This window comes from Paenibacillus sp. WLX1005, from assembly GCF_046603685.1.
GTDB lineage: Bacteria > Bacillota > Bacilli > Paenibacillales > Paenibacillaceae > Saccharibacillus.
On the sequence record NZ_CP176756.1, the window covers coordinates 1,628,311 to 1,655,252 of the forward strand.

At 46.9% G+C, this 26,942-nt stretch carries 25 protein-coding genes and 1 riboswitch; of the genes, 18 read left to right on the forward strand and 7 right to left on the reverse strand.

Features of this window, described 5'->3' with window-relative positions; translation table 11 throughout:
• Window positions 1–141 precede the first annotated feature (141 nt).
• Both trmL and ACE3MZ_RS07115 read left to right on the forward strand, forming a co-directional pair.
• Window positions 142–606 carry a tRNA (uridine(34)/cytosine(34)/5-carboxymethylaminomethyluridine(34)-2'-O)-methyltransferase TrmL gene (gene trmL, locus ACE3MZ_RS07110; RefSeq protein WP_411345758.1) on the forward strand — a complete coding sequence of 155 codons (465 nt, stop codon included), beginning with the start codon at window positions 142–144 and terminating at the stop codon, window positions 604–606.
• A gap of 213 nt (window positions 607–819) precedes the next feature.
• Window positions 820–1,074 carry an AbrB/MazE/SpoVT family DNA-binding domain-containing protein gene (locus tag ACE3MZ_RS07115; RefSeq protein ID WP_046215508.1) on the forward strand — a complete coding sequence of 85 codons (255 nt, stop codon included), beginning with the start codon at window positions 820–822 and terminating at the stop codon, window positions 1,072–1,074.
• Window positions 1,075–1,180: 106 nt separating this feature from the next.
• Here the strand turns inward: ACE3MZ_RS07115 and ACE3MZ_RS07120 are convergent, their stop codons facing one another.
• Window positions 1,181–2,248 carry a phosphodiester glycosidase family protein gene (locus ACE3MZ_RS07120; RefSeq protein WP_411345759.1) on the reverse strand — a complete coding sequence of 356 codons (1,068 nt, stop codon included), beginning with the start codon at window positions 2,246–2,248 and terminating at the stop codon, window positions 1,181–1,183.
• A complete protein-coding gene (locus tag ACE3MZ_RS07125; protein WP_411345760.1) occupies window positions 2,245–2,652 on the reverse strand; it encodes a hypothetical protein in 408 nt (135 codons plus the stop codon). The genes ACE3MZ_RS07120 and ACE3MZ_RS07125 overlap by 4 nt, the downstream gene beginning before the upstream one ends.
• A gap of 454 nt (window positions 2,653–3,106) precedes the next feature.
• On the opposite strand from ACE3MZ_RS07125, the gene ACE3MZ_RS07130 reads away from it, so the two are divergent.
• Both ACE3MZ_RS07130 and ACE3MZ_RS07135 read left to right on the forward strand, forming a co-directional pair.
• Window positions 3,107–3,880 (forward strand): response regulator, encoded by a 774-nt coding sequence (locus tag ACE3MZ_RS07130; RefSeq protein WP_411345761.1) that lies wholly within the window; start codon window positions 3,107–3,109, stop codon window positions 3,878–3,880.
• Between the two features lie 33 nt (window positions 3,881–3,913).
• Window positions 3,914–5,134: a PLP-dependent aminotransferase family protein gene (locus ACE3MZ_RS07135; protein ID WP_411345762.1), complete on the forward strand. Its 1,221-nt coding sequence runs from the start codon at window positions 3,914–3,916 to the stop codon at window positions 5,132–5,134.
• Window positions 5,135–5,383: 249 nt separating this feature from the next.
• Here ACE3MZ_RS07135 and ACE3MZ_RS07140 read toward each other — a convergent pair whose 3' ends face one another.
• Window positions 5,384–6,103: a DUF2161 family putative PD-(D/E)XK-type phosphodiesterase gene (locus ACE3MZ_RS07140; RefSeq protein WP_411345763.1), complete on the reverse strand. Its 720-nt coding sequence runs from the start codon at window positions 6,101–6,103 to the stop codon at window positions 5,384–5,386.
• A gap of 220 nt (window positions 6,104–6,323) precedes the next feature.
• On the opposite strand from ACE3MZ_RS07140, the gene ACE3MZ_RS07145 reads away from it, so the two are divergent.
• The gene (locus ACE3MZ_RS07145) at window positions 6,324–6,569 is read left to right on the forward strand and encodes a type B 50S ribosomal protein L31 (RefSeq protein WP_367055359.1); all 246 of its coding nucleotides are present in this window, start codon (window positions 6,324–6,326) and stop codon (window positions 6,567–6,569) included.
• 49 nt (window positions 6,570–6,618) lie between these two features.
• On the opposite strand, the gene ACE3MZ_RS07150 is transcribed toward ACE3MZ_RS07145, so the two are convergent.
• Window positions 6,619–6,810: a hypothetical protein gene (locus ACE3MZ_RS07150; protein WP_411345764.1), complete on the reverse strand. Its 192-nt coding sequence runs from the start codon at window positions 6,808–6,810 to the stop codon at window positions 6,619–6,621.
• Between the two features lie 215 nt (window positions 6,811–7,025).
• On the opposite strand from ACE3MZ_RS07150, the gene ACE3MZ_RS07155 reads away from it, so the two are divergent.
• On the forward strand, window positions 7,026–8,453 hold the full coding sequence (locus tag ACE3MZ_RS07155; RefSeq protein WP_411345765.1) for an MBL fold metallo-hydrolase: 1,428 nt from the start codon (window positions 7,026–7,028) through the stop codon (window positions 8,451–8,453).
• Between the two features lie 200 nt (window positions 8,454–8,653).
• Here ACE3MZ_RS07155 and ACE3MZ_RS07160 read toward each other — a convergent pair whose 3' ends face one another.
• The gene (locus tag ACE3MZ_RS07160) at window positions 8,654–8,992 is read right to left on the reverse strand and encodes a hypothetical protein (protein WP_411345766.1); all 339 of its coding nucleotides are present in this window, start codon (window positions 8,990–8,992) and stop codon (window positions 8,654–8,656) included.
• A gap of 457 nt (window positions 8,993–9,449) precedes the next feature.
• Window positions 9,450–9,601, forward strand: a riboswitch (FMN riboswitch).
• Window positions 9,602–9,758: 157 nt separating this feature from the next.
• Here ACE3MZ_RS07160 and ACE3MZ_RS07165 point away from each other — a divergent pair.
• From ACE3MZ_RS07165 to ACE3MZ_RS07205, 9 genes are all read left to right on the forward strand, one after another.
• Complete coding sequence (locus tag ACE3MZ_RS07165) at window positions 9,759–10,739, forward strand: DMT family transporter (protein ID WP_411345767.1); 981 nt, start codon at window positions 9,759–9,761, stop codon at window positions 10,737–10,739.
• Window positions 10,740–11,012: 273 nt separating this feature from the next.
• A complete protein-coding gene (locus tag ACE3MZ_RS07170) occupies window positions 11,013–12,827 on the forward strand; it encodes a glycoside hydrolase family 2 protein (protein ID WP_411345768.1) in 1,815 nt (604 codons plus the stop codon).
• A gap of 323 nt (window positions 12,828–13,150) precedes the next feature.
• Entirely contained in the window at window positions 13,151–13,684 is a 534-nt protein-coding gene (locus tag ACE3MZ_RS07175) for an RNA polymerase sigma factor (protein ID WP_411345769.1), read from the forward strand.
• Window positions 13,668–14,741 carry a hypothetical protein gene (locus ACE3MZ_RS07180; protein ID WP_411345770.1) on the forward strand — a complete coding sequence of 358 codons (1,074 nt, stop codon included), beginning with the start codon at window positions 13,668–13,670 and terminating at the stop codon, window positions 14,739–14,741. The genes ACE3MZ_RS07175 and ACE3MZ_RS07180 overlap by 17 nt, the downstream gene beginning before the upstream one ends.
• Window positions 14,742–14,846: 105 nt before the next feature.
• A complete protein-coding gene (locus ACE3MZ_RS07185) occupies window positions 14,847–15,815 on the forward strand; it encodes a stalk domain-containing protein (RefSeq protein WP_411345771.1) in 969 nt (322 codons plus the stop codon).
• 617 nt (window positions 15,816–16,432) lie between these two features.
• Entirely contained in the window at window positions 16,433–17,968 is a 1,536-nt protein-coding gene (locus ACE3MZ_RS07190; RefSeq protein WP_411345772.1) for a PTS transporter subunit EIIC, read from the forward strand.
• A 21-nt stretch (window positions 17,969–17,989) separates the two neighbouring features.
• The gene (locus ACE3MZ_RS07195) at window positions 17,990–18,838 is read left to right on the forward strand and encodes a PRD domain-containing protein (RefSeq protein ID WP_411345773.1); all 849 of its coding nucleotides are present in this window, start codon (window positions 17,990–17,992) and stop codon (window positions 18,836–18,838) included.
• A 492-nt stretch (window positions 18,839–19,330) separates the two neighbouring features.
• Complete coding sequence (locus ACE3MZ_RS07200; RefSeq protein WP_411345774.1) at window positions 19,331–20,848, forward strand: glycoside hydrolase family 68 protein; 1,518 nt, start codon at window positions 19,331–19,333, stop codon at window positions 20,846–20,848.
• 271 nt (window positions 20,849–21,119) lie between these two features.
• Window positions 21,120–22,802, forward strand: a complete 1,683-nt coding sequence (locus tag ACE3MZ_RS07205; RefSeq protein ID WP_411345775.1) for a glycoside hydrolase family 32 protein — start codon at window positions 21,120–21,122, stop codon at window positions 22,800–22,802.
• Between the two features lie 13 nt (window positions 22,803–22,815).
• On the opposite strand, the gene hepT is transcribed toward ACE3MZ_RS07205, so the two are convergent.
• A complete protein-coding gene (hepT, locus tag ACE3MZ_RS07210; RefSeq protein WP_411345776.1) occupies window positions 22,816–23,847 on the reverse strand; it encodes a type VII toxin-antitoxin system HepT family RNase toxin in 1,032 nt (343 codons plus the stop codon).
• A 274-nt stretch (window positions 23,848–24,121) separates the two neighbouring features.
• On the reverse strand, window positions 24,122–24,253 hold the full coding sequence (locus tag ACE3MZ_RS07215; RefSeq protein ID WP_411345777.1) for a hypothetical protein: 132 nt from the start codon (window positions 24,251–24,253) through the stop codon (window positions 24,122–24,124).
• Between the two features lie 154 nt (window positions 24,254–24,407).
• Here ACE3MZ_RS07215 and ACE3MZ_RS07220 point away from each other — a divergent pair, with 154 nt between their 5' ends.
• From ACE3MZ_RS07220 to ACE3MZ_RS07230, 3 genes are all read left to right on the forward strand, one after another.
• Window positions 24,408–25,688, forward strand: a complete 1,281-nt coding sequence (locus ACE3MZ_RS07220) for an MFS transporter (protein ID WP_411346724.1) — start codon at window positions 24,408–24,410, stop codon at window positions 25,686–25,688.
• A gap of 215 nt (window positions 25,689–25,903) precedes the next feature.
• Window positions 25,904–26,095 carry a hypothetical protein gene (locus ACE3MZ_RS07225; RefSeq protein ID WP_411345778.1) on the forward strand — a complete coding sequence of 64 codons (192 nt, stop codon included), beginning with the start codon at window positions 25,904–25,906 and terminating at the stop codon, window positions 26,093–26,095.
• 273 nt (window positions 26,096–26,368) lie between these two features.
• Entirely contained in the window at window positions 26,369–26,899 is a 531-nt protein-coding gene (locus ACE3MZ_RS07230; protein WP_411345779.1) for a GNAT family N-acetyltransferase, read from the forward strand.
• Window positions 26,900–26,942: the final 43 nt, after the last annotated feature.

Sequence of the window (26,942 nt, forward strand, 5' to 3'; positions counted from 1 at the left end):
AAAATGCGTTAAAAAGGTAAAGCCTTCCCCGTTGGGAAGGCTTTTTTTGAAAATATTCAACTATTTTTTGTCAAAAGCTGTCGCAATTTACCGAGATCGGTTATAATCAAAAAGTACTATATAAAAGGTGGAAACAGAACTATGGCACTACACATCGTACTCGTGGAACCAGAGATACCAGGAAACACCGGCAATATTGCTAGAACATGCGCAGCTACGGGGATTCACCTGCATCTTGTGCGCCCGCTAGGCTTCAAAACTGATGATGCGACGCTCAAAAGAGCAGGATTGGATTACTGGCATGCCGTCAATATTGAGTACCACGATTCATTTGAAGAGGTTCAAAAGTCCTACTTTGGTCATCGTTTCTTCTATGCGACGACCAAGGCTAAAAACAAATATTCTGATTACACATTTCAGGATGGCGATTTTTTCGTATTTGGCAAGGAAACCAAAGGTTTGCCACCCGAGCTAATTGCAGCTAATCCCGATACAGCCATAAGAATGCCAATGACTGGCGATGTGCGTTCGCTAAACTTATCGAACTCCGCAGCCGTTATTGTTTATGAGGCGCTTCGGCAGCTGGATTTCCCCGGTCTTGATTAAAGGGGAGTCGGTGAGAAAAGCTTGGTTTCTAAAAGAAGGAAGCGAAATTAGTAAAAGTTAGCAGGATTCAACAAGTAAGCGGAGAATATAGTGGAGAGTGGAACAGAGAATATATAGCTGATATTCCAAATTTTATGATCCAATATTCTTCCTTCACTTGCGTGAGCACAACTATCGTGCTCCAGTATCAATAATTAGAGAGGTGTTAATTGTATGAAACCGGCAGGCGTTGTACGTAAAGTTGATCAATTGGGAAGAATCGTATTACCAAAGTCTCTGCGCAAAAGATATCAAATGAATGAAGGTGACCCAGTCGAAATTCTGGTACAGGGCGACCACATCATTCTGGAAAGATATCGTCCAAAATGTGTATTTTGCGGCTCCATGGAAGAAGTAAGTGAATTCAAAGAGCGCTACATCTGTGCTCAATGCGTAACGGAAATGAACCTGATTCCTAAAAATGCCTAATTTATTTAATGAGTAACATCGATATATAAAGACGATGAGCATATAAGCTGCTCATCGTCTTTTTTTATGCGCTATAGTTCATATTTTATACGCTGTTGGTTTGTTGTTATTTAAAGAATAGGAAGTTGGTAGCTACGGGACGGAGATTACCGTCGGACGGGTGGTTGACCACGCGTCCGTTCAGGATCAGCGAAGTGGAACCGCCGCCGTCCAGATTGTAGGCATCTACAACGCCCATTTTATACAGTTTGTCCTGTAATTCTTTGAGCGTTGCGCCAGAGCTTCCGTTCTCATTATACCCATCGGCGGCGATAATAATGAGCTGATCATCCTTATATTTGCCGATCACGGTGCGTGGGGCACGTAGCGGCGTTTTTTGCCATTTGGCGGGTATAGCGACCTTTTGCCCGTTTTTGATCAACACAGGGACGAAGGAGGCACCAAATGATGGACTGAGCGCATCCAGATTCGCCTGACTGTTGAATTTGCCACCGATCAGTTGCCCGGAATGATTCAGACCGACGAAAAATAGATCTTTGAATGTTGCCTGAAAGCCATTCACGTATTTGCCATCCAGTACAGTAGTGCTGAGTGGATAGCGTTTGCCACCAGAGTCGGCGAATCCGCCTGCATTGATACCAGCGATGGCACCATAGCGCTGCGTCGCAGTGAGTGTCGTTTCCGCACCGCCAAATGTATCTTTGCCGAGCGTCATCTTCATCGCATCGGGATCAAGTAGTTTGATCTTCATCGCATATGCTTTGTACATGCCGGGATTGAGCCGGAACAACTCGATTTGAATCCGGTCGCTATTTACACGCTCCGCGGCGGCACCTAGCTTGGAAGTGATTCGCTTGTTGTAGATTTGCTCTGGTTTGGCAGCTTGTGCGGTCGCCGCCTGAACAATTGAAGACATGGCGGTGGTAGTCTGATTGTATAGACGCGTCGTTTTCTCAATAGACGTCGATGTTTGTGTGGCTACCTTTTCCGCCTGATCCAGCCCGTTCATGATGGAAGTGGACTGAGCGGTGAGCGTTGTCTGCGGCTTGTAGGTGTCCAGATCCAGCGACACGGTCAGCTGCTTCGGTTGTAGCAGCAAAACGATCAATAGTCCGATAAACGGAGCCAGTGCCAGCAGGAAGAAACGATTGACAGTTTTGACACGCATCGTCATTTGAGTAACTCCATTTTCTTTTGCAAGGTATTCAATTGCTTCTGCACTTCATTCAGCTGAGTGTACAGTTTGTTGCTATTGTCGGTTTTGCTGCTGGCGTTGTCTTTGGTAAAGGTGAGTAGTTCGTTGAACGAATCGACTTTACTTTGCAGGTCGTTCATTTCCTTTGACATGCTGCTCAGTTTGGTTTCGTAATCGGTTTGCAGCGCTGCAATCTGGCGCTCGGTATCCGCCTGAATCGCAGTAATCATCTGCTGTTTGACATGGTTGCTATATAAATAAGCAGCGGTCGCGCCGATAGCTATAATCAATATCCAGAATAACAAAAACCATTTGGCAGAGGACCCTCTGGAGGTCTCGATCCGTGATGCGACACGCCGATTAGACTCTGCTTTTGAATCCATAATGATCACCTCGGTACATACAATAGTTTGAAGAATATCGTCCATTTTAACATGACGTATGGGGAGCGTCCATTTCCGTAAGCTATCAGATCACGCTAGGTGGATTGTACTTGCATGATTGATGGACGGTCTGACAAGGATAGCAAATGTACAATGAATCATGCTCATTCTGGAACGTTAAACGCAGGGGAGAATGAATAGTTTCGCATACATTTACCCATTTTCTCAAAGAGAGCGATGGATGGATGAATGGATAATAAGGCGACAGCAGTCATGCTGGTATCAAGTACAAATCGCTGAGAGTCGGCATGGCAGCTAGGTCGAGAAAGACATGTTTTGACCGTTTTAAATGAAGAAAAGAAAAAGATAGGATTAAAAATAGTCTGCACGTAACCGATAGTAACTATACAGTCCCACCGAGGATCAATGTCTGAAACAGGGAGGAAGTGCCCCAATGGATAGTACATGGAAGGTTATCATTATTGATAATCATCCCGCATTAATGCTGGGAACCAAATTGATACTGGAAGAGACGGATAATCTGAGTGTTGTCGGTACAGCCGGTTCGGTCAAAGATGGACTCAAGCTTGCCGCACGCGTGAAACCACATCTGATCCTGCTGGACGATTCGCTGCCAGAAGGCAATGCAGAACTATATTTGCGTCAAATCAAGCGCAGCAGTGAGCAGAGTCATGTCATTGTACTGACCGGTGATAACAATCTATCATTGTTCGCTGGCTTGATGAGCATGGGCGCAAGCGGTGTATTGTCCAAAGAATCGTCGCCTGCACAACTGCTGCATCTGATCAGCGGATTGCGTCAAGGATTGACGGTGATTCCGTTGTCGTGGCTTAGCCACGGCGTTGTACCGGTTCCTGCACAAATACCGACCGACGGTTATTTTGAATTGTCTCCACTGGAACACAATATTATGACACAGATTACACAGGGGTTTACATACGATAAGATCGCTGAGACGATCCGTGTAAGCCGCCGATCTGTCGATAATTATTTACGCAAAATCTACGATAAGCTTGGCGTCAACAGTCGTGCGCAAGCGATTGAAAAATATACACTGTATTCGCATACCGCTTCGTTTAAAGGGGCATTGGAGAGTCATCCCAGTGTCGCGACTGTAGAATCCGGCGTTACACTGGATAATGTATTGCCTCATTCGCCTGCAACTGCGGCAAAAAAGGTTGCCCTTGATTCAAGTTCAGGTGTATGATCTTGAAAAAGCATCGTACAGGAGGCTGGAACGGTGAAGTTCTCATTTGCATCCAGGGTTGGCAAAATGCCGCCATTTTCAGTCAGACCGGCAGCGGACAATCAGCGCCGCGAATCATGGATTTCGCTGGCGGAAGAGTTGCCTGCTGAGGAGTTGTTCCCGCTTGCCCAGTTGGGGGAAGCGGCAGGGGCGGTATTTTCGGCAGGTCCGCTTGATTTGCAGTATGGTGATGTAGCCGGTTCGCCTGAATTGCGAGAATGGCTGCATACCCGCTGGCAAAAGGATCAGAAGCTCGTCGTCGATCCATCGCATATTTTGCTCACATCCGGTAGCCAGCAGACGATTGATCTGCTGGTGCGTATTTATGTGAACAGCGGAGATATCGTGCTGATCGAATCGCCCGCGCCACCGGGCTGTTTGCAGGTGCTGCATTTGCAAGGGGCAAAGGTAGTGCATGTAAATTGTGATGCCGATGGTATGGTGCCGGATCATCTGGAGCAATTGATTACACAGCATCAGCCCAAGCTGTTATTCGTATCACCGAATTTTGGCAACCCAACCGGACGTGCATGGAGTCTGGAACGTCGTCGTCAAGTGGTAGAGCTATGTCGCCGATATGAGCTATTAGTCGCGGAAGATGATGCGTATGGTGATCTGCATTTTGGATCGGAGCAGGTACGTTCTTTTCGTCGTCGGTATCCGAGTCTGTTTCAACTGGATCGCGAACAGGGTGGCAATCATGTGCTGTATATCGGTTCATTCAGTAAAACGATTGTACCAGCGCTGCGGATTGGCTGGGCGGCTGGCGATCCGCAACTGATTGAGGTATTATCAGCAGCCAAGCAGACGGCAGATTGGCAATCCAGTACGATGAACCAGGCGATTCTGCTACGTTTGCTGCAATCGCCACGTTTTGACTGGGATAGCCATATTACGATGCTGAACCGGGAGTATGAGATTCGGCTCAAGTTGATGCTGGAATTGTTGAAACGACCGAACTGGCGTGGTACTGAGGTCGAGATGCCGGTCGGCGGCATGTTTTTGTGGGCGCGGTTGCCGGATGGGCTGGATGGTGAGGAATTGCTGAATCGGGCGTTGGCGAGAGGGGTCTCCTTTTTGCCGGGTCAACGTTGTTATGCCGATGGGCAGGGTAGCAGCAATATTCGCTTAAATTTTAGTCATCCGGGGCGCGAGGAATTGCTGCTCGGTATGAACCTGATCTCTGAAGAGATCGCTGAGCTACGGAATCGCTAATCCGCTTGGATGCTAATGAACCCTGTTCTGTAAGGAACAGGGCTGACATAAGGCGGATGATACATAGGAATAGAATGTATAAATACGGAATGGCGTGGATGGATAACTGTCCGCGCCATTCTTGTTGTTCTATTGCTGGATATTCTAGTGCTGAATACGATGTGTAGATGTGTAGTTGATATGCATTTGGCTAATCAAATCATTCGTTGTGTATAAAAATGCTGCTGGCATGGTCAGACAGATTGCATCCTACAGCTGTCCAAAGCGCTGGATGATGGACGCATAATCGCGCAGTGCCTGTTTGCCCATTGTCGTGAGACGATATTGTCCGCGTGCCATACGTTCAAACCAGCCGTAGTAATTTTGCTGCATGATCGATGCCGCTAGCGGGACGCCGCTCAATTGACGCAACGTAGCAGGGGAGATGGCTTCCTGATCGCCAAGTGCATAGGCGACGCGTAGCGCCTTTTCCCGGTAAGCGGTAATCAGTGGAACGCCGCTACTGCCACCCAGATTGTAGTCGCCGCTGCGCTCTGCGAGTTCTTTTGCCAGACGAGCACGCTTGCTGCCTTTGCGCGGAGCAGATGGGGGCGTGCTATTCAGCATCGGTGTGCATAGTATTTCCACCAGTGGACGTTTGGTCTGGTAAAAGGTCACAGTGATCAGACCGAGCTGTAGTCGCTGACAGAGTTGAATGAGTTCGCTCCAACGCTGATTATGTGCGCCTTTTTTGGCACGGTTGCGTTCGACGGCGACGTATACATTGCTACTGAGTGTTTGCCGCTCCAATCCTTGCAAAATGAGCGCTAGATTGAACGTTTTTTTGATCTCGATAATGAGTGGCTCGGGATCACTCTGACGTGTGCCGACCAGATCGCAATGACGGACTTCGCTCTTGATATCATAGCCCTGAAGGGCGAAAAAGTGCTTGATCGGAAGGTATAATTCGCTTTCTTTTTGAACAGCCATATCGGAAGATTCCCCTTTTGCCGTATGAATATATGTGAAGATTATGTGGATCGGTAATATCGGTCAAATGATGTCTGTACACGATGGGATTTTATTATAAAACAAGTGTGCTGGAGAACCAAAATTTTTTTGATAAAAAAACAGAACTTCTTTGACATTTCCATACAACGGTGTATAATGGGAATAGTGCGAATAATTTTATGGAATAAGGTGATTACTCATGAAAAAAGAAGGACATCCTAAATTTCAACAGGCTATTTTCCTGGATCCAAGCTGTGGATATAAATTCCTGAGCGGAACAACTAAACATTCCAGCGAAACTATGGAATGGGAAGATGGCAACACTTACCCTGTAATTCGTGTGGATACTAGCTCTGCTTCCCACCCGTTCTACACTGGTAAACAAAGAAACGCAGACGTGGGTGGCCGCGTAGACAAGTTCAACAAAAAATACGGCTTGAAATAAGACCTGTTTCTTGTGAACCTCTCTTCACAACCATGCCGGTTGTGAACCGTCATAAAAAGCGTACCGTGATATCTTCGGATAGAAGCGGTACGCTTTTTTTGTTGTGGATCGGCATATGTAGTCGACCTGTGCCTTTTTTGATATTCATATCCAGCATGTTCAGGTACGGATAAAAAGGTACATCGTTGTCGTTGTATGCTCTCATTGCGATGGTCACTGTCGCTTGGATTGTCCTCATCATTCGTAAATCTCCTGTACATAACTATCTGCGTATCATTAAAAACAGCAGGCTCTTTTTGCAAAAGTTTATACTGCGTTTACATTAACCATACACTGCATACAAAAATGACAGATATACTGTTCAGGAAACAGTTGGACATCTAGTGCATGTAAAACAGGCTGAACCGCGTAATCCGGTTTAGACGACCATGGTGAAAACAGGTGGAGTTGAATATCATGATGGAACTTACGATTCTTGGCGGCGCGGGCGAGCATGGACGATCCAGTTATCTGCTGAGGCGGGAAGACCGTTATTTGCTGCTTGATTGTGGGATGGAGCTGCAACGGGATGAGCACGATTTTCCTGCCCGAATGACGTATATGTTATCACGAACACAGGCTGTCTTTTTGTCACACGCGCATGAGGATCACAGTTCCGGTTTGCCATTATTGGAGCAGTATGGATATACCGGCGATATTTGGACGACGCGGGCTACGCTCAAGCAATTACCGGTTTGTCTTCGTATGCATGAGCAACATCTGAACGAGCAGCACTATGTGGTTGCTGATCAGAAATCAGACCAGTGGTCGTATCATACCGCTAGTGAACTAGCGAATCCGTTGACGTATGAACATAATGATAATGATCAGCGACAAGTAAAAGTCTCCAGCGATGCTGAACGAAAGCCGCTGTCTTCTCTAAAATTCCGCTATTTGGAAGATGTCGCACCGCCGGGAGAATGGACATGGCTGCGTCCAGAGCTACAAGTATGCTGGGGACGGGCAGGTCATTTGCCGGGTTCCATCTGGGTTGCAGTGAACTGGTATGGCAAGACGATCTTTTATACCGGTGATTATAGTGCCGAATCGCGACTACTGGAAGCAGATCGTCCGCTGCATCATTCGCGTATTATCTCGCGTGCACATCCTTCACCTGGGCAAATTCCAGATCTGGATCTGGCAATTGTCGATGCGGCGTATGGTGTAGATACAGATCGGCAGGGCAATAAGCTATCACAGTTGAGTCGGTATATGAAGGAAACGTTGAAGCGCGGAGGTGCGATTCTCCTGCCGGTACCGTTATATGGACGCGGACAGGAATTGATTCTGTGGGCGCGTGAGCAGTTTGCTCAGATTCCGATTCTCGTAGAGCAGGATCTGCTGGAAGCGCTAGAGTTGTTCGCTGCTGAACCGCGCTGGCTGCGTAGCGATGGAGCGGAGCGTATTGCACAGCTATTGAAGCATCCACAATTGTATCGGCTGACGGATGAGCATTCGCGCGAAGCCTTATTTCGCCAGCATCCTAGTTCGATTCTGTTTACCGACGACGGGATGCTGCAATCGGTCAAGGCACAGCAGCATTATACTCGTATTGCTACGAGTGCTGTGAATCGGGTGATTTTTACCGGTGATCTGGCGCATGGCTCATTCGGGCGGTTGCTGCTGATGGATATGGAGCATCAGGGCTGTCAGATTCATCATGTGCGCTACAAGGTGCATCAAGGGCTGCCGGATGTGCGGCAAATGCTGCTTGATCTCAAAAGTCCGCGTACCCTGCTCGTACATGCGACACGTCCGCGTACCGATGGACTGGCGCTAAGGCTGGAGCAAGAAGGCTTTCAGCAGGTACATTCGCTAAAGCCGGATGATCAGTTGTATTTTTAACCGTATATAAGCACGAAAAAGAAGTGCGCCGCAGAGACGCACTTCTTTTTGCTAAGCAGGTTCATGCAGAACCCACTCTGCTGAACTTACTGATTCTGTTAGATGGTTCATTGGGAATGAGCATTCGTTCCAACACTACTGCTCATGCACACGGTATCCTTGCTTCTGCCGAATCGTGTTGCTACGGTCTTGCTACAAAATCAATATCCGCCTTGATCCATTCTACTCATAGTGGCAAAGAATGCCGCGCCGAAAATTGCAAAGAAGATAATGTACAGCACGATCCAGATCGCTGCCCACAGCAGTGTGGCTTTGGCGTAGTTCGATTTGGACAGTGGTGCGCTGTTACCGAATGCCCAGACGAACAGCATAACGATATTGACGACAGGAATCGCCAGCAGCAGCAGGGTGATCATCCAGTCTTTGACACTCAGTACACCTGCGCGCGGGTTGTAACCACCGGGTGGGTAGTTCGAGTCTGGAGGGTAGTTCGGATTTTGTCCGGGTGTGAATTCCGGATTGGGTTTGTTAAAATCCAATTTGTTCTTCCCCTTTCAAATATATGTATTTGGTGTGAAAGCTGTAAAAAGCCCACGTTATCTTATACCCAGACACCAAGCTGACAACACACGTATATGTAAAATGTTAAATTCGAACTATTTTGTATACCAAATTTTCGTAAACATGCATTATATAGACATGTTTAAAATGATTAAAATAGAGAGAGCAAGTAGCGAAATGATAAGATTTAGCATCCTATCTTGAAATGGATAACAGAATACGTTACGCTATACATATAGATAAAACCGAGTTAAACGATATGAATTATATAAAAAGCTATGATTTTTATGTACAAAGCTATTGCAAGTTACTAAAAGTATCTTTATAATGAGATTTATTCAAAGGTTAGCTTGCGAAACTTTCAAAAACGTCTTTCATGGTTAATGAAATAGAATCATGATGATAATTATTAGCTATCGTAATGAACAATCGAATAGAGATCTTCGGGGTAAGGTGAAATTCCTGACCGGCGGTAAATGTTGACGATGTCGACAGCAGCCCGCGACTCACTGTTCCAATTTGGAGCAGTTGACTGATCTGGTGCAATTCCAGAGCCGACGGTAAAGTCCGGATGGGAGAAGATCAACACATAAACCTGTACAGGTATGTTTGCCGATGAACAGCATCGGTATATCATAGGTACATGTTTATTTGATCAGCCCCTGAATGTCGGTTCCCGATGCTCAGGGGCTTTCCGTATAAGATCGCCTATTCAAATTCTAATTATATTAAGGAGTTTGAATTATGGAAAACGTCAACTATCGGTTTCAATCTGCTGCGGAAACAAAACAGCGTCATGTCAAAAGCGGCTTCTGGCTCGTCTTTATCGGGGCAGCACTATGGGGTGTCGATCCGCTATTCCGTATTATTTTGCTGGAGTCGTTCACATCGACCCAGATCGTATTGCTGGAGCATCTCGTAGCATTCCTCGCTGCCGCTCCAATTTTGTGGATCAATCGTCATGAACTGCGCGGTCTGAAATGGCAACATATCGGCGCGCTGCTGTTCCTATCTTGGGGCGGCTCGGCAATTGCAACTGTACTGTTCACAATGGGTTTATCGCATGGCGATCTCAACGCCGTCTTATTATTGCAAAAGCTGCAACCGTTATTCGCTATCATTCTGGCGCGTCTGCTGCTAAAAGAAACATTGCCACGCGGTTTTGGCTGGCTGTTCGTTCTGGCACTGGGCGGTACGTACTTGCTAACATTCGGTTTTGCCGTTCCGATTGGTCATTTTAACGATTTTGCACAGGTTGGTTCTTTGCTCGCTCTTGGCGCCGCTGCATTATGGGGCGGATCAACCGTTATGGGGCGTCTGATGGTCGGAAAAATGAAATACGAGACTGTCACTTCGCTGCGCTTCATTCTGGCGATCCCTTTGCTGCTCGTCTTGACCTTGAACGAAAATGCAGCATGGAGCCTGCCCGCAGGTGCTATTCCTGTCCTGCTTGTCATCGTCAATCTGGTCGGTCAAGCTCTGTTGCCGGGACTGCTCAGCCTGCTGATGTACTACAAAGGCTTGTCCACGACCAAAGCATCGGTAGCAACGCTGGCAGAATTAAGCTTCCCGATGGTCGGTGTCCTGATCAACTGGATCGTCTATCATCAGGTCGTAACGTGGTCGCAACTGCTCGGTTTCATCCTCATCTGGGGCGTTTTGTTCGCCATTTCCAGACAACAACAACCAACCGAAGCCAAAGACCCGGTTCCTGCTACTTCCTAACGATCAGTATGCAACTGAAATTGGTATATAAATGCTCTTTCACTTTCGATAAAAGCCTAACCAAAAGCTACGTCAACTCAATCAAGTGAGTTTGCGTAGCTTTTTGAATATATGCAGCGGATGGAATCTATATAAAATCATCCACACACGGTGAGCAGGGATAAGGTATGATGGATACAGATTTAATTGTAACCGCTTACGATATTGTTGTAGATGCTGTCCTGCTGCTTTGATTGGGAACATATATTATATCTGAAGGAGGAACTTCATCACATGAGATATGTACAACATCCAACTGCGCGCAATGATCGCGACCAACGTCTGCCACGACCGGAATATCCGCGTCCGCAACTGGTGCGGGAAGATTGGATTAATTTGAACGGGACGTGGGCGTTTGCGTTTGACGATGAACGCTGTGGAGATGCAGAAGGCTGGCATATGCGCGGACAGGGGACATTTGACCGCAGCATTGAAGTTCCGTTTGCCTTTCAAAGTGAATTGAGCGGTATTAGTGACACCGGATTTCACGATCTGGTCTGGTATCGCCGGACACTGGAGCTGCCGACCGACTGGGCGGGGAAACAGATCATCGTTCATTTTGGTGCGGTTGACTATGCGGCAACGGTCTGGGTAAATGGACAATGGGCGGCGGCACATGAAGGCGGGCATACGCCGTTTCAAGCGGATATTACAGCGTTGCTGGATAAGGAAGATACGAACGAAATTGTGGTGCGCTGCGAGGACTTTAGCCGTGATGTAACGCTGCCGCGCGGTAAACAGTACTGGCTGGAAGATTCGGCAAGTATCTTTTACACTCGCACGACTGGAATCTGGCAAAGTGTATGGCTGGAAGTGGTAGAGCCGTATCACTTGCAGCGTCTGCGCTTGACCCCGGATATTGATCGCAACGAGATGCGGATCGGGCTGAAGTATACGCCGGAAACGGGACGTGCGCTACATACTAGCTCTTTTCAGGTACGATTGACGGTGGATTTTGACGGGGCAAATATCGCGAGCGACGAATTTTCCTTGTGCAGTGTGGAGCCGTTCCGAGCGATTGGACTGAATGACTTTAACGATCATACACAGGGGCGCTGGTGGAGTGCTGACCGACCGAATCTGTACGATCTGCGGGTAGAGCTGCTACGTGACGGCGAAGTGGTGGATACGGTGGACAGCTATTTTGGTATGCGCAAAGTGTCTATCGACAACAGTCGGTTTTATTTAAACAATCGGGCTGAATTTCTGCGGCTCGTCTTGGATCAGGGGTATTTTCCAGATGGCATTCTCACACCGCCGTCGGATGCAGCGATCCTGCGAGATATTGAATTAACACAGCAAATGGGCTTCAACGGTGTGCGCAAGCATCAGAAGACGGAAGACCCGCGCTTTCTATACTGGTGCGATGTGAAGGGGCTGATGGTGTGGGGCGAAGCTGCCAATGCGTATGATTATTCCGAGCAATATGTGAACCGGTTTACCCGCGAATGGCAGGAGATCATTCAGCGTGATTACAACCATCCGTCCGTGATCGTCTGGGTGCCGCTTAACGAGAGCTGGGGCATTCCGAATGCGCTGGTCGATCAACGTCAACAGCAGCATGGGCTGGCAATGTATCATCTGACTCGTTCACTGGATGAGATGCGCCCGGTCATTTACAACGATGGCTGGGAAATGATGAAAACCGACATTGTGGCAATCCATGATTATGCGTGGGAAGAGCAGGTGCTGACAGACCGTTATGCTAACGTGGAGACAGCTGTTAACGCGACGCCGGGCAACCGCCACCTCTTCGTCGGTGGTGCGCAGTATGAAGGTCAGCCGATTATGATTACGGAATTTGGCGGCATCGCGTACCAGACAGGGGAGCAGGAGGGCTGGGGCTACTCCGGTGCCGAGAATGATGACGATTATTTGCAGCGTCTACAGGCGGTCATTCGTCCGCTGTACGGCTCGCCGATTGTGCGTGGATTCTGTTATACCCAGTTGACGGATGTGGAGCAGGAAATTAACGGTCTGCTGACTTATGATCGCCAGCCGAAGGTTCCGCTGGAGCAGATTCGACGGATTGTGCTGAATCAGGAGTAGAATGTGTAATGACGCAGGAATGACTATGCACACTTGGATTGAAGGAATGCCAATCGATTGATCTTGTACCTGACAAAGAACCTGAACGCGTATAGATACATGTATATCCTTTGCCATGAATACACGCATAACAAGTGATCGTTATGCAGTGATTATGATGGGAAGAAGTATGCAATCTGTACACCGTCTCAGGTTCTTTTTGCATGTATAGTGTAGTGCGATAAAATCATACCTGTATATTTTACATAAAAAAGGGAACTCATGGACGCTGTGCTCAGTCTACATAGAGAAGGCTTAGAGCGAGAGAGAAGGAAGGGGATATTGTGGACGATAGGGAGCTATTTGAGACGTACCGGGAATCGGTCTATCGGTATTGTCTGTATATGACAGGTAATCCTGCCGATGCTGAGGACATTTGTCAGGAAGTATTTATTAAGGCATTGCTGGCAAAGCGGGATCATATTACACATGAAAAGGCGTGGTTACTGCGCATCGCCGCGAACGAATGTCATACTCAGTTTCATCGGCGTACTAGTCGCAAGCGGCGAGAGCAGCGAGCATTTACGTTGCACTTGCCGCTATTGTCGGGCAAATCAGTAGAAACGCAGATTGAGCATGGGGAGACGGTGGATGAGTTTGCTAAGCTGTTGAATCATTTGTCAGTGCCGCTACGAGAGGTGTTGTTGCTGTATTACATGGGGGAATGCAGTACAACCGAGACGGCAGAGACTCTGAATATTCCAGTTGGTACGGTCAAATCCAGACTAAACCGTGCGCTGAAAAAGCTGCGCAAATATTCAACCCATTTCAACGACGATGCCCAGAAAGGAAGTGATATTCATGCCAAAATGGGATGAGCAGACGATCAAACGGCATCTGGACAAAGAACCGGAACAGACACCGGATTACGATGGGATGTGGAGCCGCATCCAGCGGGAAGTCGATAACCGTCGCTCCGGTTGGAGTCGGGATGATCAGCCCAAGATGAAGCAGTTTCGTTCGCAGAAGCGGGGACGAAGAGGGGGAGTCATTGCGCTTGGTGTAGTTGCAGCGATTGGTATTGGGGTATTGGGTTGGCAGTACAATGAGCAATCTATACCGATACAATCGACTCAACAAGCAAGCTATAATGTAGAGTCTGCCATCCCACATGCACAAGATAATTCTCTCAATAAGAGTCTGCCAATAACAAAAAATCTGAACATTGAGTCTGTGCAAAATGGCGTAGGGCTAAGATTAAATACAGGACGCTTCAATGTTAATCCAGACGGAATTGAATCGTTAACGCTCAATTTCAGTTTATTTGGAATCGACAAATCCACATTCGATTATGCTTCATTCGTTGAGGGTGATCTTGTGAATGCTGGAAACGGAAGCGATGTTATTAGTACATTGAATGGATTTGACAAAGCTAAAAATTACTTTGCAGACGAAACATTCTCCTTGAACGAGTCTGCGAATATTATGGATAAGCAGCAGTATCTGGTGAAGTTCAAAGATCTAGTATTGATCAAGCATCATAACCTTAAATTGCCATCTAACATGCAGACAGGCAAACAATATACGATTCATCCTGGTGAACAGGCGAACTTCTTGCTTCACTCCCTTAACTGGTCGGATAACCATCGGAAACTGACTCTACGTTATAGCCTAGATCAAAGTGTGATCAAAATTCCAGACAATGATCAGTTTCATAAGCTACAGGCGATGAACAAACTTGTTTTGCGGAAAAATGGCGAGTTGCTAGATTATTCATCATCTCTTACTACTGAAGGAGATATTGCGGAACAACAGTTTGATTTCAATACACCAATGGTAGATGATCAACAGGATATCGATTTCTATTTCGATTATGCCAATATCGTTCAAACACTAGATGGACAATGGACGATTTCGTTTTCTATGGATGAATAATTGTACACGATCATGTGAAAAAGTATTTTATACTATTCGCAACTTTTCCAGCTATGATGAAGTCTAAAAACAAGGACTTCAAAAATATGGAAAGGAAGATGAATATTGAAAACGATCAAAATGCTCTGGATCATCTCTGTATTGATGATCATCGGATTAGTGCCTACGTTGACCGCACAAGCAGCAACCGAACTAACCATTGTCACGCCTGCCGGGCAAAAGTTGGACGGAGGCACCTTGACCACTTCGAGAGGACAACTCATGCTCCCGTTACGTCAGCTTGCCCAAGCCACCCACTCCCAATTTCACATTTCTGCAAACGGCACGATCACGCTGGCACCGTGGGCGGGTGAGGTATATACATTCAAGCTTGGTCAAAACGAATACAAGCTTAATGATGGAAAGCAAAACGTATTTCAGCTGTATACACCGATACAGAAGATGAACGGTCGTATGTATATTCCGGCTGCTTTTATCCGACAGCTAGGTTACAACTATACCTACAATAAGCAAACCTTGACGATTCAGCTGCCATTGAATAGAGATGATCGACAAATTTTGGACAAAGGCGATCTTGCGAGTGCACGTAAGCTGATTGTAGAAGGCACTCTAGTTTCGCTCCCCGGTGTACATAGTTTGCGACAGCCATTGGAAGTCACATCCAATGGAGAAATGTTGGATCGTGAATTTCTATTTCCGGAAGGAGAAGCACTACGATTCTATTATATTTATGGAGATACGATTTCATTGATTGAATTCAAAGGCGATTTCCTAGTTATTACATGGCAGGCACATGGATTGAGCGCCGAAACAGGCGATTTCCATACGCTGAACGACCTACTTACATTTCAATTAAAAGATAAATGGAGCGATATTCCATTAAAGTATCAAAACTTTGTATATTATTTGCATGGAGGCTGGGGTGATAGCAGCTTAGTAGAAACAGGCATCATTCATTCAAATAACAGTTTTCACAGAACAGGTAGAGTATATAAGGTGGGAGGGGCAATTTCGGATCAATCGGGTACGATTTCGTATACGTTACCTGATGAAAAGCGCATCGATACGCGCTGAGATAGCGACGCATCTTTAAGAATTAAAAGTATAGAAAGTAACAAGTTTTAAGTACATGCGGTCTAGAAAATAAGTAGGTAGCAAGTATGTAGCTTTTTAAACGATAAGGAGTTTCACCGATATCATAAGTAGACTTATACCAAATAGTAGCAATGAAAAGATCAAGAGTAAAAAATCCAACCAAATTCTCCTAATGCAAAGTTCCTAAACAAAATCAAAAACCAAGACCAAAACCAAAACCAATAACAAAAGAACCTGTCCGTAACAAGATGCTGTAATCGGAACAGGTTCTTTGTTGTTGCATTGGATTCGCTAGCACATCAATAAACTGGCATGATACGCCCCTAGATTCCTCATACCATTGCTTGCTATATCCAGTAAAATGGAACCGGTTCCTAAAGAAGTTGTCAGCTCTATCAATGTGCCGTATACTGTCAAAGTTACAGTCGTGTAACTATACTGAAAATTTGCGTAAGCTTGTTATATCAATAAATAAGTAGCTGTATCAACTCATCATCCATCATTGTGAATTCCATTCCGTATTCACACATTCAACACCGAACATTGAACATTGAACAACATTTGCAATCCATAACATTGGCAAAGGAGGAATGCTTGTGCGGGAAGAAGAAACTGCTTCCCCGGCAGCGAAGCGGCTTCAACGCCGTCAGCATATGCAGCAACTGGCAGAACAGCTCATTGTACAATCCGGCGGGCTGCATAATGTACAGGAAGTATTGCATTGCACAACCCGTATCCGCCTGCGGCTGCATCATCCTGAGCTGGCGGATCACTTAGCGCTTGCCAATATTCCAGAAGTACAAAATATACGTCAGGTTGGTGGGCAACTGCAAATCATTGTAGGACCAGAGCTAGTATTCCGGCTGTATCGCCAGATTGAACGCCAGTTGCAGCAAAAGGAAACGACAGTACCACAACAGCATACGATGGAGTCAGAGACAGACGGATCTGTGGGTGAAGAATTAGCAACTCCACCATTCACTGCTGCGGCGATTCGTGCCAATGATCATCCCTCAAAGGATAAACTGCCACTCGTCAGACGTCCGCTGACTACACGTATCGTAGACGCGGTATCGTTCTTTTCCGATATTATCGTGCCGATGATTCCAGTCTTTGTTGCGGCAGGCATGTTGCTCGGACTGGTTAGCTTACTGCAATTTGTCGGCTGGGCGCAAGCGGATTCCCTCTGGTTCCGATTGCTACAACTGCTGACCGGATCGATTTTCCAAATCATTAGTGTGATGTTTGGCTACTATGCTGCCAAGCGATTCGGCGGTACACCTGTACTAGGCGCAGTACTAGGGATGTTAATGTCCAGGCCGGAGATTGTAGGCAATGATGGTATGCCGCCGTCGGTTATTTCATCGTTCGGGTTAGTCGCTCTGCCGCAATTCAGTTATCAGGGGACAGCAATTCCGGTCATCGTCGCCTCTATGCTGATGGCGATGCTGGAAATCCGCCTACGCCGTATCATTCCCGGTTCCGTACATGTACTGGTCATTCCGGTATTGTCACTGCTCGGTGGCTGTATGCTTGCGCTGTTCGTGATCGGTCCGCTCTCTGGATGGTTGGGTCATTGGTGTGCTGCACTACTGGAGCATCTGTATGCGTACGGTGGTACTTGGTTTGGATTGGTGTTGGGCGGGGCGTACAGCAGTATTGTACTGACAGGGCTGCATCAAGGGTTACAGGCGATTGAAGCAGGCTTGATCTCCAACCCAGATATTGCGGTGAATTTTCTACTGCCGATCTGGTCGATGGCAAATGTGGCACAAGGCGGGGCAGGCTTAGCAGTGTATGTGCGTACCCGAGATTCCGTGCTACGCAAAGCGGCATTGCCGGGCGCACTAATTGCCTTTCTCGGCATCACAGAACCGGTCGCGCTTGGTGTCAATCTGAAGCTGGTGCGTCCGTTTATTGCGGCGGCAGCTGGTGGTGCAGTCGGTGGCGCTTATATCGGCTGGCATCATGTGGTTGCTAGCTCCTTCGGGTTGACTGGCATTCCGATGCTGGCATTCATTATTCCGTTTGGCTGGTCTAATTTTATTCATTATATGATTGGCTTTGTGCTGGCGACGAGTACAGCATTTGTACTGACCTTGTTGCTGGGCAGAGAGGAGCGTTCATCATAACGTATTGTGGAGGTAGATGACATGAAGATCAAAAAGATTCTGAACAACAACGCTGTCATCGTCGACGATCAGGGACAGGAGAAGATTGTGATGGGCGGCGGGGTGTCTTTTGAAAAAGGCAAAAACGATATCGTTGATCCTAGTCGCATTGAGAAAATATTCATTTTGGAAGATCAGGAGCGGTATGGGTATTTGCAGGAAATGCTGCAAAAGTTACCGGAAGAGGAGATCGCAGTGTCGGAGCATATTATTTCCCATGCGGAACGTGAGTTGAATGTTTCCTTTAATGAGCATATTCATATTGCGCTGACCGATCATCTGTCTCATGCGCTAGAACGGCTGCGTAGCGGCATGATCATTCACAATACATTGCTGGAAGAAATACGAATTCTATATCCGGCAGAATTTCGCATCGGGTTATATGCTCGTGAACTGATCGCCACGCGTCTACAGATTGATATTCCTGAGGATGAAGTCGGTTATATTGCTATGCACATTCATACTGCTGTCATGAATGCAGGCTCTAGTGCTGCTTCTTCCGGTCTGGCAGCGCTCATTCGCGATATGGTAGAGGATATTGAATATGTGCTGAACCAGCCGCTGGATCGCAAGTCGGCAGCATATGAACGATTGATTAGCCAGCTAAAAAGTATACTGCAATCCTCGGTCGATGGTCATCCAGCTGCTGAATTGGATGAGGAGATCATCGTGATCGCTCGTGACAAGTATGCGGATTGGTATGCACAGGTGCAGGAGATGACCGATCATGCGGAAGACGAGTATGGATATAGCTGCACGGATAGTCAGCGTGTGCTTATAGCGATTGAGCTGCAACGGTTGCAGGAAAGGTTGGGTCATCCAGCCCGTTGACACATCGTAGCTAGCAGCATATGAACGACGAGAATGGACTTGATTCATTGCGATCAAGCAGCAGCATCAACTGTTATTCATACCGATACAGTTCCATATACCTGTTCCACTGACTAAGCAGAACTATTCATTTTTACAGGCTGTCTGGATAAAAAGTAGCAAAAATGTAACCTTTAATGACAAACTGTAATCTTTGAAAATGTGAAAATAAGACTAATAATGATAATTATTCATGAAAATTTGCGAAAATAGTCGTTTGTATCTGGTTGCCAAATTGGTTCATTCTCTCTATAGTACTGTCAGCAGCAGGCGGTATAGAATAGGTGTCAGCAACAGCATATCCGGGTGTGTTACTGGTAAAGCAGGCAAGACCTAAAAAACTCCGACTGGAGATCGCTATGTCCTATGACATGGTGTCTGGTTAGGGATTTTTAGGTCTTTTTGTCGTCCAGTTCCTTCCGGCATTCCATATTCTGAAAGGGAGTTTGAATTATGAACATCAATCAATGGTATAAAAAGGCGGCTGCCGTTACGGTGGCAGCAGCGCTGTTGGCAGGCGGTACACCGGCACTTGCCAGCGGCTATGGACAAGATTACAATGGCGGTTCTCCGACACGTCCTACACATCCTGTACCGGAGAATCCAGCTATTCCATCGGTGATCGACGATACATACGGCTTCTCGCATATCACCCGTTTTGATGCACTGAAAATTCCACAGCAGCAACAGCAATCGCAATTTCAGGTGCCTGCATTCAATAAGGACGAGATCCGCAATATTCCGTCTGCTGTCGGCAAAGATGCAAACGGCAATACGATCAATCTCGACGTCTGGGACACATGGCCGCTGCAAAATGCGGACGGTACGGTTGCCAACTATAACGGTTATGAGATCGTATTCGGTCTAGCTGGCGATCCGAAGAGTTCGTCCGATACATTCATCTATCTATTTTATAAAAAAGCAAATGACCAATCGCTGGACGCTTGGAAAAATGCCGGTCGCGTGTTCAAAGATACCGACAAGCTCGTGCCCAACGACTGGATTCTGAATCATCAATCGGAAGAATGGTCTGGTTCGGCAACGATGACCAAGGATGGCAAAGTACGCCTGTTCTACACAAACCGTCATCCATGGGATGCGGATCAAGGCTTCTATGGCAAGCAGACGCTGACAACTGCGCAGGTGAATGTATCACAACCGGAAAACGGCACACTGAAAGTAGACGGCGTGGAAGATTTCAAATCGATCTTTGATGGCGACGGCAAAATGTACCAGACGGTCAATCAGGCATTCAGCGCGGGGGATTATTCCGATAACCATACGCTGCGTGATCCACACTATGTAGAAGATAACGGTCACAAGTATCTGGTATTTGAAGCGAATACCGGCTCGGAAACTGGTTATCAGGGTGACGAGATGTTTTACAACAAAGCCTACTATGGTGGCAACGACGAATTTTTCAACAGTGAACGGGAGAAGCTGCTGAATAGCCCGGACAAGGATTACATGTCTATCGCTAACGGAGCGCTCGGCATTATTGAACTGAACGACGATTACTCACTGAAAAGAGTAATGAAGCCGCTGATTGCATCGAATACCGTAACGGATGAGATCGAACGCGCCAACATTTTCAAAATGGACGGCAAATGGTATCTGTTCACCGATACACGCGGTGCGAAAATGTTCCTTGACGGTGTAGATGCAGAAGACATTTATATGCTCGGCTATGTATCGGATTCGATCGACGGACCATACAAACCGCTGAATGGAAGCGGGCTGGTGCTGCATCAGGATCTGAATCCGCGTGATGTAACGTGGACGTATGCGCACTTTGCGATTCCACAGGTGAAGGATAATAAAGTGGTCATTACGAGCTATATGACCAACCGTGGTTATTTTGCCAATCAGCAGTCGACCTTTGCACCAAGCTTCCAAGTGGCGATTCAGGGCGACCGTACATCGGTTGTACCGAACAGTACTCTGAATCAAGGTCAGGTAACAACGAAATAACAAACGAAAAATGGCGAAATGGAAATATGTATGTTGATGTATAGATTCGGTTGAATCCAAACAATCGGTTTGCTATGACCATGAAGTCTCATTTGAGGAATCGTTTGATTGAAGTGCAATTGGATACACCTTGGATGGAGATTGTCCATGTGCAAGAACGGGAATAGAGGGGGAGAAAGTTGGCGAATAACCGCCGCTTTCTGTTCCCTTATTCCATTTATATCGCATCTGTTATGAACAGGATCAACGACATCAGAGAGGAGAACATATTATGAAGCATCCAGATAACCGCAACACATCCAGAACGACAGTCCTGCGCCGGTGGATATGGCCGCTTGGACTGACCGGAGTGATCGCTGTCGGAACGGCGGCGTGCTACGAGCTGCAACCTGATGCATCAACATCTTCGTCCACACAAGCGGAAGCAAGCAGCTCAACCAATCCGTCAAGCCAGTCGAATGAACAAAGTGAATTCAATGGACAAAGCCAGCAGAATGTAGAAACACAACTGTCCTCTACCGGTCAGCAGATCAACGGCTACCGTTCAAACTATCATTTCACCGTGCCGGATAAATGGAAGAATGATCCGCAGCGTCCAGTCTATGCCAACGGCAAATATCATTATTACTATCTGTACAACAAAGACTACCCTAACGGCAACGGCACCGAATGGCGTCATGCTACCTCAACCGATCTCGTACATTGGCAAGATCAGGGCGTTGCGATTCCGAAATACACTAGCGCTAACGGCGATCCGTGGTCAGGCTCAGTCGTTGTCGATACGAATAATACAGCCGGTCTGGGCAAACATACGATGATTGCTATTGTGACCCAGCCTTCTGCCAACGGCGGTGCGCAGGAGCAATACCTGTGGTTCAGCACAGATGGCGGCAATACGTTCAAGGCATATGGCAACAAGCCGATTTTATCCAACCCGGGTAATGCCGATTTTCGTGATCCGAAGCTGGTCTGGGATAAGCAATCCAAGCGCTGGATTATGCTTATGGCGGAAGGCAATCGTATCGGCTTTTACACTTCCCAAAATCTAAAAAGCTGGCGTTATGTCAGCGACTTTGTAGCCGACAATATCGGTACACTGGAATGCCCTGATCTGTATCGGATGCGGGCATCGAATGGTACGTATAAATGGGTACTTGGCGTTAGTGCCAACGGTCGTGCATCTGGTCAGCCGAATACGTATGCGTACTGGATCGGCACCTTTAACGGACTAAGCTTCAAAGCAGACAATCAACAGCCGCAATGGCTTGATTACGGATTTGACTGGTATGCGGCAGTGACCTTTGAAGATGGCACCAGCAACAAGCCCTACGATCATCGCTACGCGCTCGCATGGATGAACAATTGGGATTATGCCAACAATACGCCAACGTTGAAGGATGGATATAATGGAACCGACTCGATGGTACGTCAGATTCAATTGAAACCATCATCCAACGGCTATACGCTGCTATCCCAGCCGATCCGTGGACTGTCCCAATTTGTCACTGCTACCCAGCATATTCCGCGTGTGGAAGTGGACGGACAATATAAGCTGGATGTAAAAGGTTCTTCGTATCAGCTGGACGCCGACATCTCATGGTCTGATCTAAAAAATGCGGGCTTACAGCTACGCCGTTCGCCGGATGGATCACGACATGTGGATGCAGGTGTGTTTGTAGAAGGCGGGTATACGTATGTGAATCGTTCGTACACTGGTCATCCTGACAACAGCAACAATCTGCTGGAAAGTCAGGCGCCCTTCGATTCGTCGAAGAAAAAGGTGCATCTAAAACTACTGGTCGATAAAACAAGTGTAGAAATGTTCGTCGATGGCGGGCAAGTAACACTTTCCAATCTGGTATTCCCGGAGCCGGGTGATCAGGGGATTGCGCTGTACAGCGAAGGGGGCAAAGCGGTATTTGATAATGTTGTCATCAAATATCTAGGCAAATAGAGCGGCTGTAGCTTCAGCCGCTCTGTTCCACACAGATGATAAATTGTTCAAAATCAGGCAACTGTTCCTCAATCATCTCTTCCAGAATCTCCACCTGTACCGCCTGATAATCGTGCATGGCGATATTACGAAAGCCAACCATCGCCTTCAGGCTGCGATTGAGAGCCGGATCAATGATGCCACTGCGCTGCAACAGATCGAACGCATCCCGGCTGCTCTGCGGCACACCAAGTTTATTTTCAGAAATCAGGTGCATTGCCAGATCCAGACATCCTTCACAAGCACGCTGCAAATTCAAAATAATCGAATCCTGACGGGTGAAGTTGAACAGATTGTCGACATTGCCTTCATATTCCTCCTGAATCCGCTGCACACATCGACGAATGGTAGCGGATTTGTTCAATATAATATCTCTATTCACGATAAGAGTTCCTCCTATAGAAGTGGCTGCCTGTTCACCATTTGCCACGGGTGTATCCTTGTTGCGCTGCTCCGATAATCGATCTGTATGACATTCTATCGGCAAAATAAAGCTGGACTTGTTCGCAGCATCCGTCATCATCGACTGTGACTGTGACTGTGACTGTGACTGTGACTGTGACTGTGACTGTGACTGTGACTGTGACTGTGACTGTGACTGTGACTGTGGTGACAATAGCGTGTCGATCACCGTCTGTCTGCGCTCACCGAGCAGCGCATAATCGCGATAAGCAGTAATCCAAGCTAACGGTCGCAGCAGCTCATTTTGCTCGTACAGTACGACCGCTGTCGTAGCAATTTGCAATTGAAAGACCGTGCTGGCACATGCAAAATCGATCAAATCTACATCTCTACCGAGCAGATCTGCCAACTCCTGTGCCAGCATATATCGCCGATAAGTAGACAACGGTCGGCGATGCGGAGACGACATATACACCAGATCCACATCGCTATCCACTCGCAATTCTCCGCGTGCCGCAGACCCAATTAGCAATATCAGCTCCGCATCACATTGTTCACGCAGTCGTTGAATTATCGGCTGCATCATCTGGTGAGACAGCTGCATGAACGATACCTCCCGACGATAAAATGTCCAATTTTTACAACTATAACACACTTTCACGATGAATTTGGTATCGTCTCTACACAGCATTTGCTGGGAACATGTCTTGCTCTATGCTGCTCGGATCGTCTATTTCGATTGCTCCTATCATCTACAATCGGGAAGTTACATTTGACTTGAGCCGCATCATCACGTTAAATATAAGCGGTACCCCTGTGTAGCACACAACGATGTACATCTAGATCATACAAGCAGATGTGTACGGCAGATGTATACGTTAAAAGCAGATATTCGCTTTGTACATGCCGAGCAGCTTTATCACCAGATCGCTCGATAGCGGGTTCATCCTAATGGAATGACCATGACCCAGCCGATTCGTTACTACAACCACAATGGAATCGATATCCATCTACCTTACCAGCTTATACATACAAATCAGATCAGGACAGCTATCCATATCATCACAATCATTACAGCAACCTACATTAGATATATGAGATCTATACAGACGAGACAGACGGTTTTGCGACAAGCGTAATGAAATGGAGGGGCAACTTTTGGGAATGTCTTATGCAGACAAACGTAGTACGACTTCATGGATGATGTATGATTGGGCGAATTCAGCGTATGCGACAACCGTACTGGCAGCGGTGATGCCAGTCTTTTACAGCTCAGTGGCTGCTTCAACACTGGATAAAACGACAGCTGCATCGTATCTCGGCTATACGCATTCGATTGGTATGTTATGTGTGGCACTGCTATCGCCATTGTTGGGTGCAGTATCGGATGTGGCGGGCAATAAAGGGCGGTTTTTGTTTGTATTCTCGCTACTGGGCATTACGGCAACGATATGTTTTAGTACGATCGGTACAGGGGATTGGCTGTTTGCTTCGATTTTGTTAATTGTATCGACAATTGGGTTTGCAGGCAGCAATGCTTTTTACGATGCGTTGTTGCCTGATATGGTGCCGCGTGGACAGCGAGAAGCGGTATCGGCGCGCGGGTATGCGTATGGTTATATTGGCGGTGGACTATTGCTGGCGATCAATCTGTTGATGATTCAGCAACCGCACTGGTTCGGACTGCAGGATACGTTAGCAGGAACCCGACTTTCCTTTGTAACGGTAGGGATCTGGTGGTTAGTGTTTACGATCCCATTGTTTCGCGTGAGCGGTGCGTGGTCGAAGCGTTCGACGAACGCTCCCACGATGAGTACGGCGGCTTATCTGCGCGCAGGTATGAATAATATCAAGGTGAGTTTACGCGGGATTCGTCGTTACCCCGAGCTGGTCAAGCTGCTGGCAGCATTCTGGTTTTTCAATGATGGCATCAATACGATTATTCTGATGGCGACGGTATACGGGGCAACGATTGGCATTGGTACGACCGATCTGATGCTCGCGCTGCTGATGACACAGTTCATCGGATTTCCGAGTACATTGCTGTTTGGCAGACTGGGTACTACATACGGCGCGAAACGGTTATTGATAATATCGTTATCGGTGTATTTGCTTATTGTCGTACTGGGTTACTTTATGACCACATCGTGGCATTTTTATATGTTGGCGGCGTTGGTTGGATTGGTGCAGGGTGGCAGTCAAGCGTTAGCGCGTTCGCTGTTTAGCGATCTGATTCCACCGCAGCGTACCGGGGAGTATTTTGGCTTGATCAACGTTACTGGCAAATTTGCTTCGATCTTCGGACCATTTTTGTTCGGACTAGTCGGACAACTGACTGGTTCAGCTCGCTATGGCATTTTATCACTGCTCTTTTTCTTTATTATGGGCATTGGGTTGCTATTGTTCGTGCGCGTCGAGCAGGGACGGGAGCAAGCACTGCGATAGCATGAGCACTATGAAGCATATCGATACAATGCTCAATAGACACCTTGCTCTACGTTCTGATAAAATGGAAATAAATTGAAACGATTATACTTGTTGCTACGTATAGGTGTACAACGGATAACTACTCTATGGATCGCCATTGCTGTATTCTTCACCACTTATGTTCATCACTTATGTTCATCACTTATGATAGATAAGCAGGGAGGCTGAATGGTATGAATGATCGCGATATGAATAATAACAATATGCACCCCGGATTACACTCAGAAGAATATGTGAATGAATTGCACAACGATCATCGCCGCCGCTTGCTACATCCTCGTGGATTTTTGCATGAATTGAGTAATTATGGACTGGCGGTACTGCTCATCGCTGCTGTATTGCTTGCGATCGTATGGTTGCGTTAAATGAATAACGAATCATTGGCTGTGTTGCATATACTGAGTTACATGTAAATCCCTGATTCACATGTAAGACCCCCGATTCCAGTGAATCGGGTTTTTTTGATGTTCACGGAATAGTAACCGGTTGAAAAACGTATAGCATAGAAACAACCTGAAACGATTTGAAAATGGTATAATACAATCATTTTAGTATGTATTCTACGGCCAGTAAGCTCTTATCATCTACATACAACAGATATTTTCTCAATCCGATCTGCATAGAATGGAGGAACCACGATGCAACTTCAAACCGAGAGACTGATCTTACGCGATCTCGTACCGGATGATTGGACAGCTATACATACGTATACATCCATGCCAGAGGTAACGACCTATACGGCATGGGGACCGAATACCGAAGCGGATACGCAGGCGTACATTCAGCAGGTGGTAGACTGGCAACAGGAGCAACCACGTCAGCATTATGAACTGGGCATTCAGCTGCAAAGTAATCGTACATTGATTGGCGGTATCGGCATTCATCTGCAATCTACCAATGCCGAGATTGGCTATGTCCTGCATCCACAGTATCAGGGGAGCGGGTATGTAACGGAAGCAGCACAAGCATTACTAGGTTATGCCTTTGACAAACTGAATGTACATCGCATCTATGCGACCTGCCGTCCCGCCAATACTGCCTCTGAGAAAGTGATGCAAAAGCTCGGTATGACACGCGAGGGTGTGCTACGCCAACATTGGTATTACAAAGGCGAATTTCACGATTCCTATCTGTATTCCATTCTATCAACCGAGTATGCTAGACGATAACTTGCTAGTACATGAGCTGTTTACGTATTGGAAGATACGCTGT

What these genes read in the sequence shown, in the direction of transcription:
- ACE3MZ_RS07115 (WP_046215508.1), top strand. Translation starts at nt 820, where the DNA reads ATGAAACCGGCAGGCGTTGTACGTAAAGTTGATCAATTGGGAAGAATC.
- ACE3MZ_RS07125 (WP_411345760.1), bottom strand. Translation starts at nt 2,652, where the DNA reads ATGGATTCAAAAGCAGAGTCTAATCGGCGTGTCGCATCACGGATCGAG.
- ACE3MZ_RS07200 (WP_411345774.1), top strand. Translation starts at nt 19,331, where the DNA reads ATGAACATCAATCAATGGTATAAAAAGGCGGCTGCCGTTACGGTGGCA.
- ACE3MZ_RS07120 (WP_411345759.1), bottom strand. Translation starts at nt 2,248, where the DNA reads ATGACGATGCGTGTCAAAACTGTCAATCGTTTCTTCCTGCTGGCACTG.
- ACE3MZ_RS07145 (WP_367055359.1), top strand. Translation starts at nt 6,324, where the DNA reads ATGAAAAAAGAAGGACATCCTAAATTTCAACAGGCTATTTTCCTGGAT.
- ACE3MZ_RS07155 (WP_411345765.1), top strand. Translation starts at nt 7,026, where the DNA reads ATGATGGAACTTACGATTCTTGGCGGCGCGGGCGAGCATGGACGATCC.
- ACE3MZ_RS07225 (WP_411345778.1), top strand. Translation starts at nt 25,904, where the DNA reads ATGAATGATCGCGATATGAATAATAACAATATGCACCCCGGATTACAC.
- ACE3MZ_RS07150 (WP_411345764.1), bottom strand. Translation starts at nt 6,810, where the DNA reads ATGATGAGGACAATCCAAGCGACAGTGACCATCGCAATGAGAGCATAC.
- hepT (WP_411345776.1), bottom strand. Translation starts at nt 23,847, where the DNA reads ATGCAGCTGTCTCACCAGATGATGCAGCCGATAATTCAACGACTGCGT.
- ACE3MZ_RS07230 (WP_411345779.1), top strand. Translation starts at nt 26,369, where the DNA reads ATGCAACTTCAAACCGAGAGACTGATCTTACGCGATCTCGTACCGGAT.
- ACE3MZ_RS07220 (WP_411346724.1), top strand. Translation starts at nt 24,408, where the DNA reads ATGTCTTATGCAGACAAACGTAGTACGACTTCATGGATGATGTATGAT.
- ACE3MZ_RS07170 (WP_411345768.1), top strand. Translation starts at nt 11,013, where the DNA reads ATGAGATATGTACAACATCCAACTGCGCGCAATGATCGCGACCAACGT.
- ACE3MZ_RS07140 (WP_411345763.1), bottom strand. Translation starts at nt 6,103, where the DNA reads ATGGCTGTTCAAAAAGAAAGCGAATTATACCTTCCGATCAAGCACTTT.
- ACE3MZ_RS07165 (WP_411345767.1), top strand. Translation starts at nt 9,759, where the DNA reads ATGGAAAACGTCAACTATCGGTTTCAATCTGCTGCGGAAACAAAACAG.
- ACE3MZ_RS07180 (WP_411345770.1), top strand. Translation starts at nt 13,668, where the DNA reads ATGCCAAAATGGGATGAGCAGACGATCAAACGGCATCTGGACAAAGAA.
- ACE3MZ_RS07215 (WP_411345777.1), bottom strand. Translation starts at nt 24,253, where the DNA reads ATGGATATCGATTCCATTGTGGTTGTAGTAACGAATCGGCTGGGTCAT.
- trmL (WP_411345758.1), top strand. Translation starts at nt 142, where the DNA reads ATGGCACTACACATCGTACTCGTGGAACCAGAGATACCAGGAAACACC.
- ACE3MZ_RS07195 (WP_411345773.1), top strand. Translation starts at nt 17,990, where the DNA reads ATGAAGATCAAAAAGATTCTGAACAACAACGCTGTCATCGTCGACGAT.
- ACE3MZ_RS07205 (WP_411345775.1), top strand. Translation starts at nt 21,120, where the DNA reads ATGAAGCATCCAGATAACCGCAACACATCCAGAACGACAGTCCTGCGC.
- ACE3MZ_RS07130 (WP_411345761.1), top strand. Translation starts at nt 3,107, where the DNA reads ATGGATAGTACATGGAAGGTTATCATTATTGATAATCATCCCGCATTA.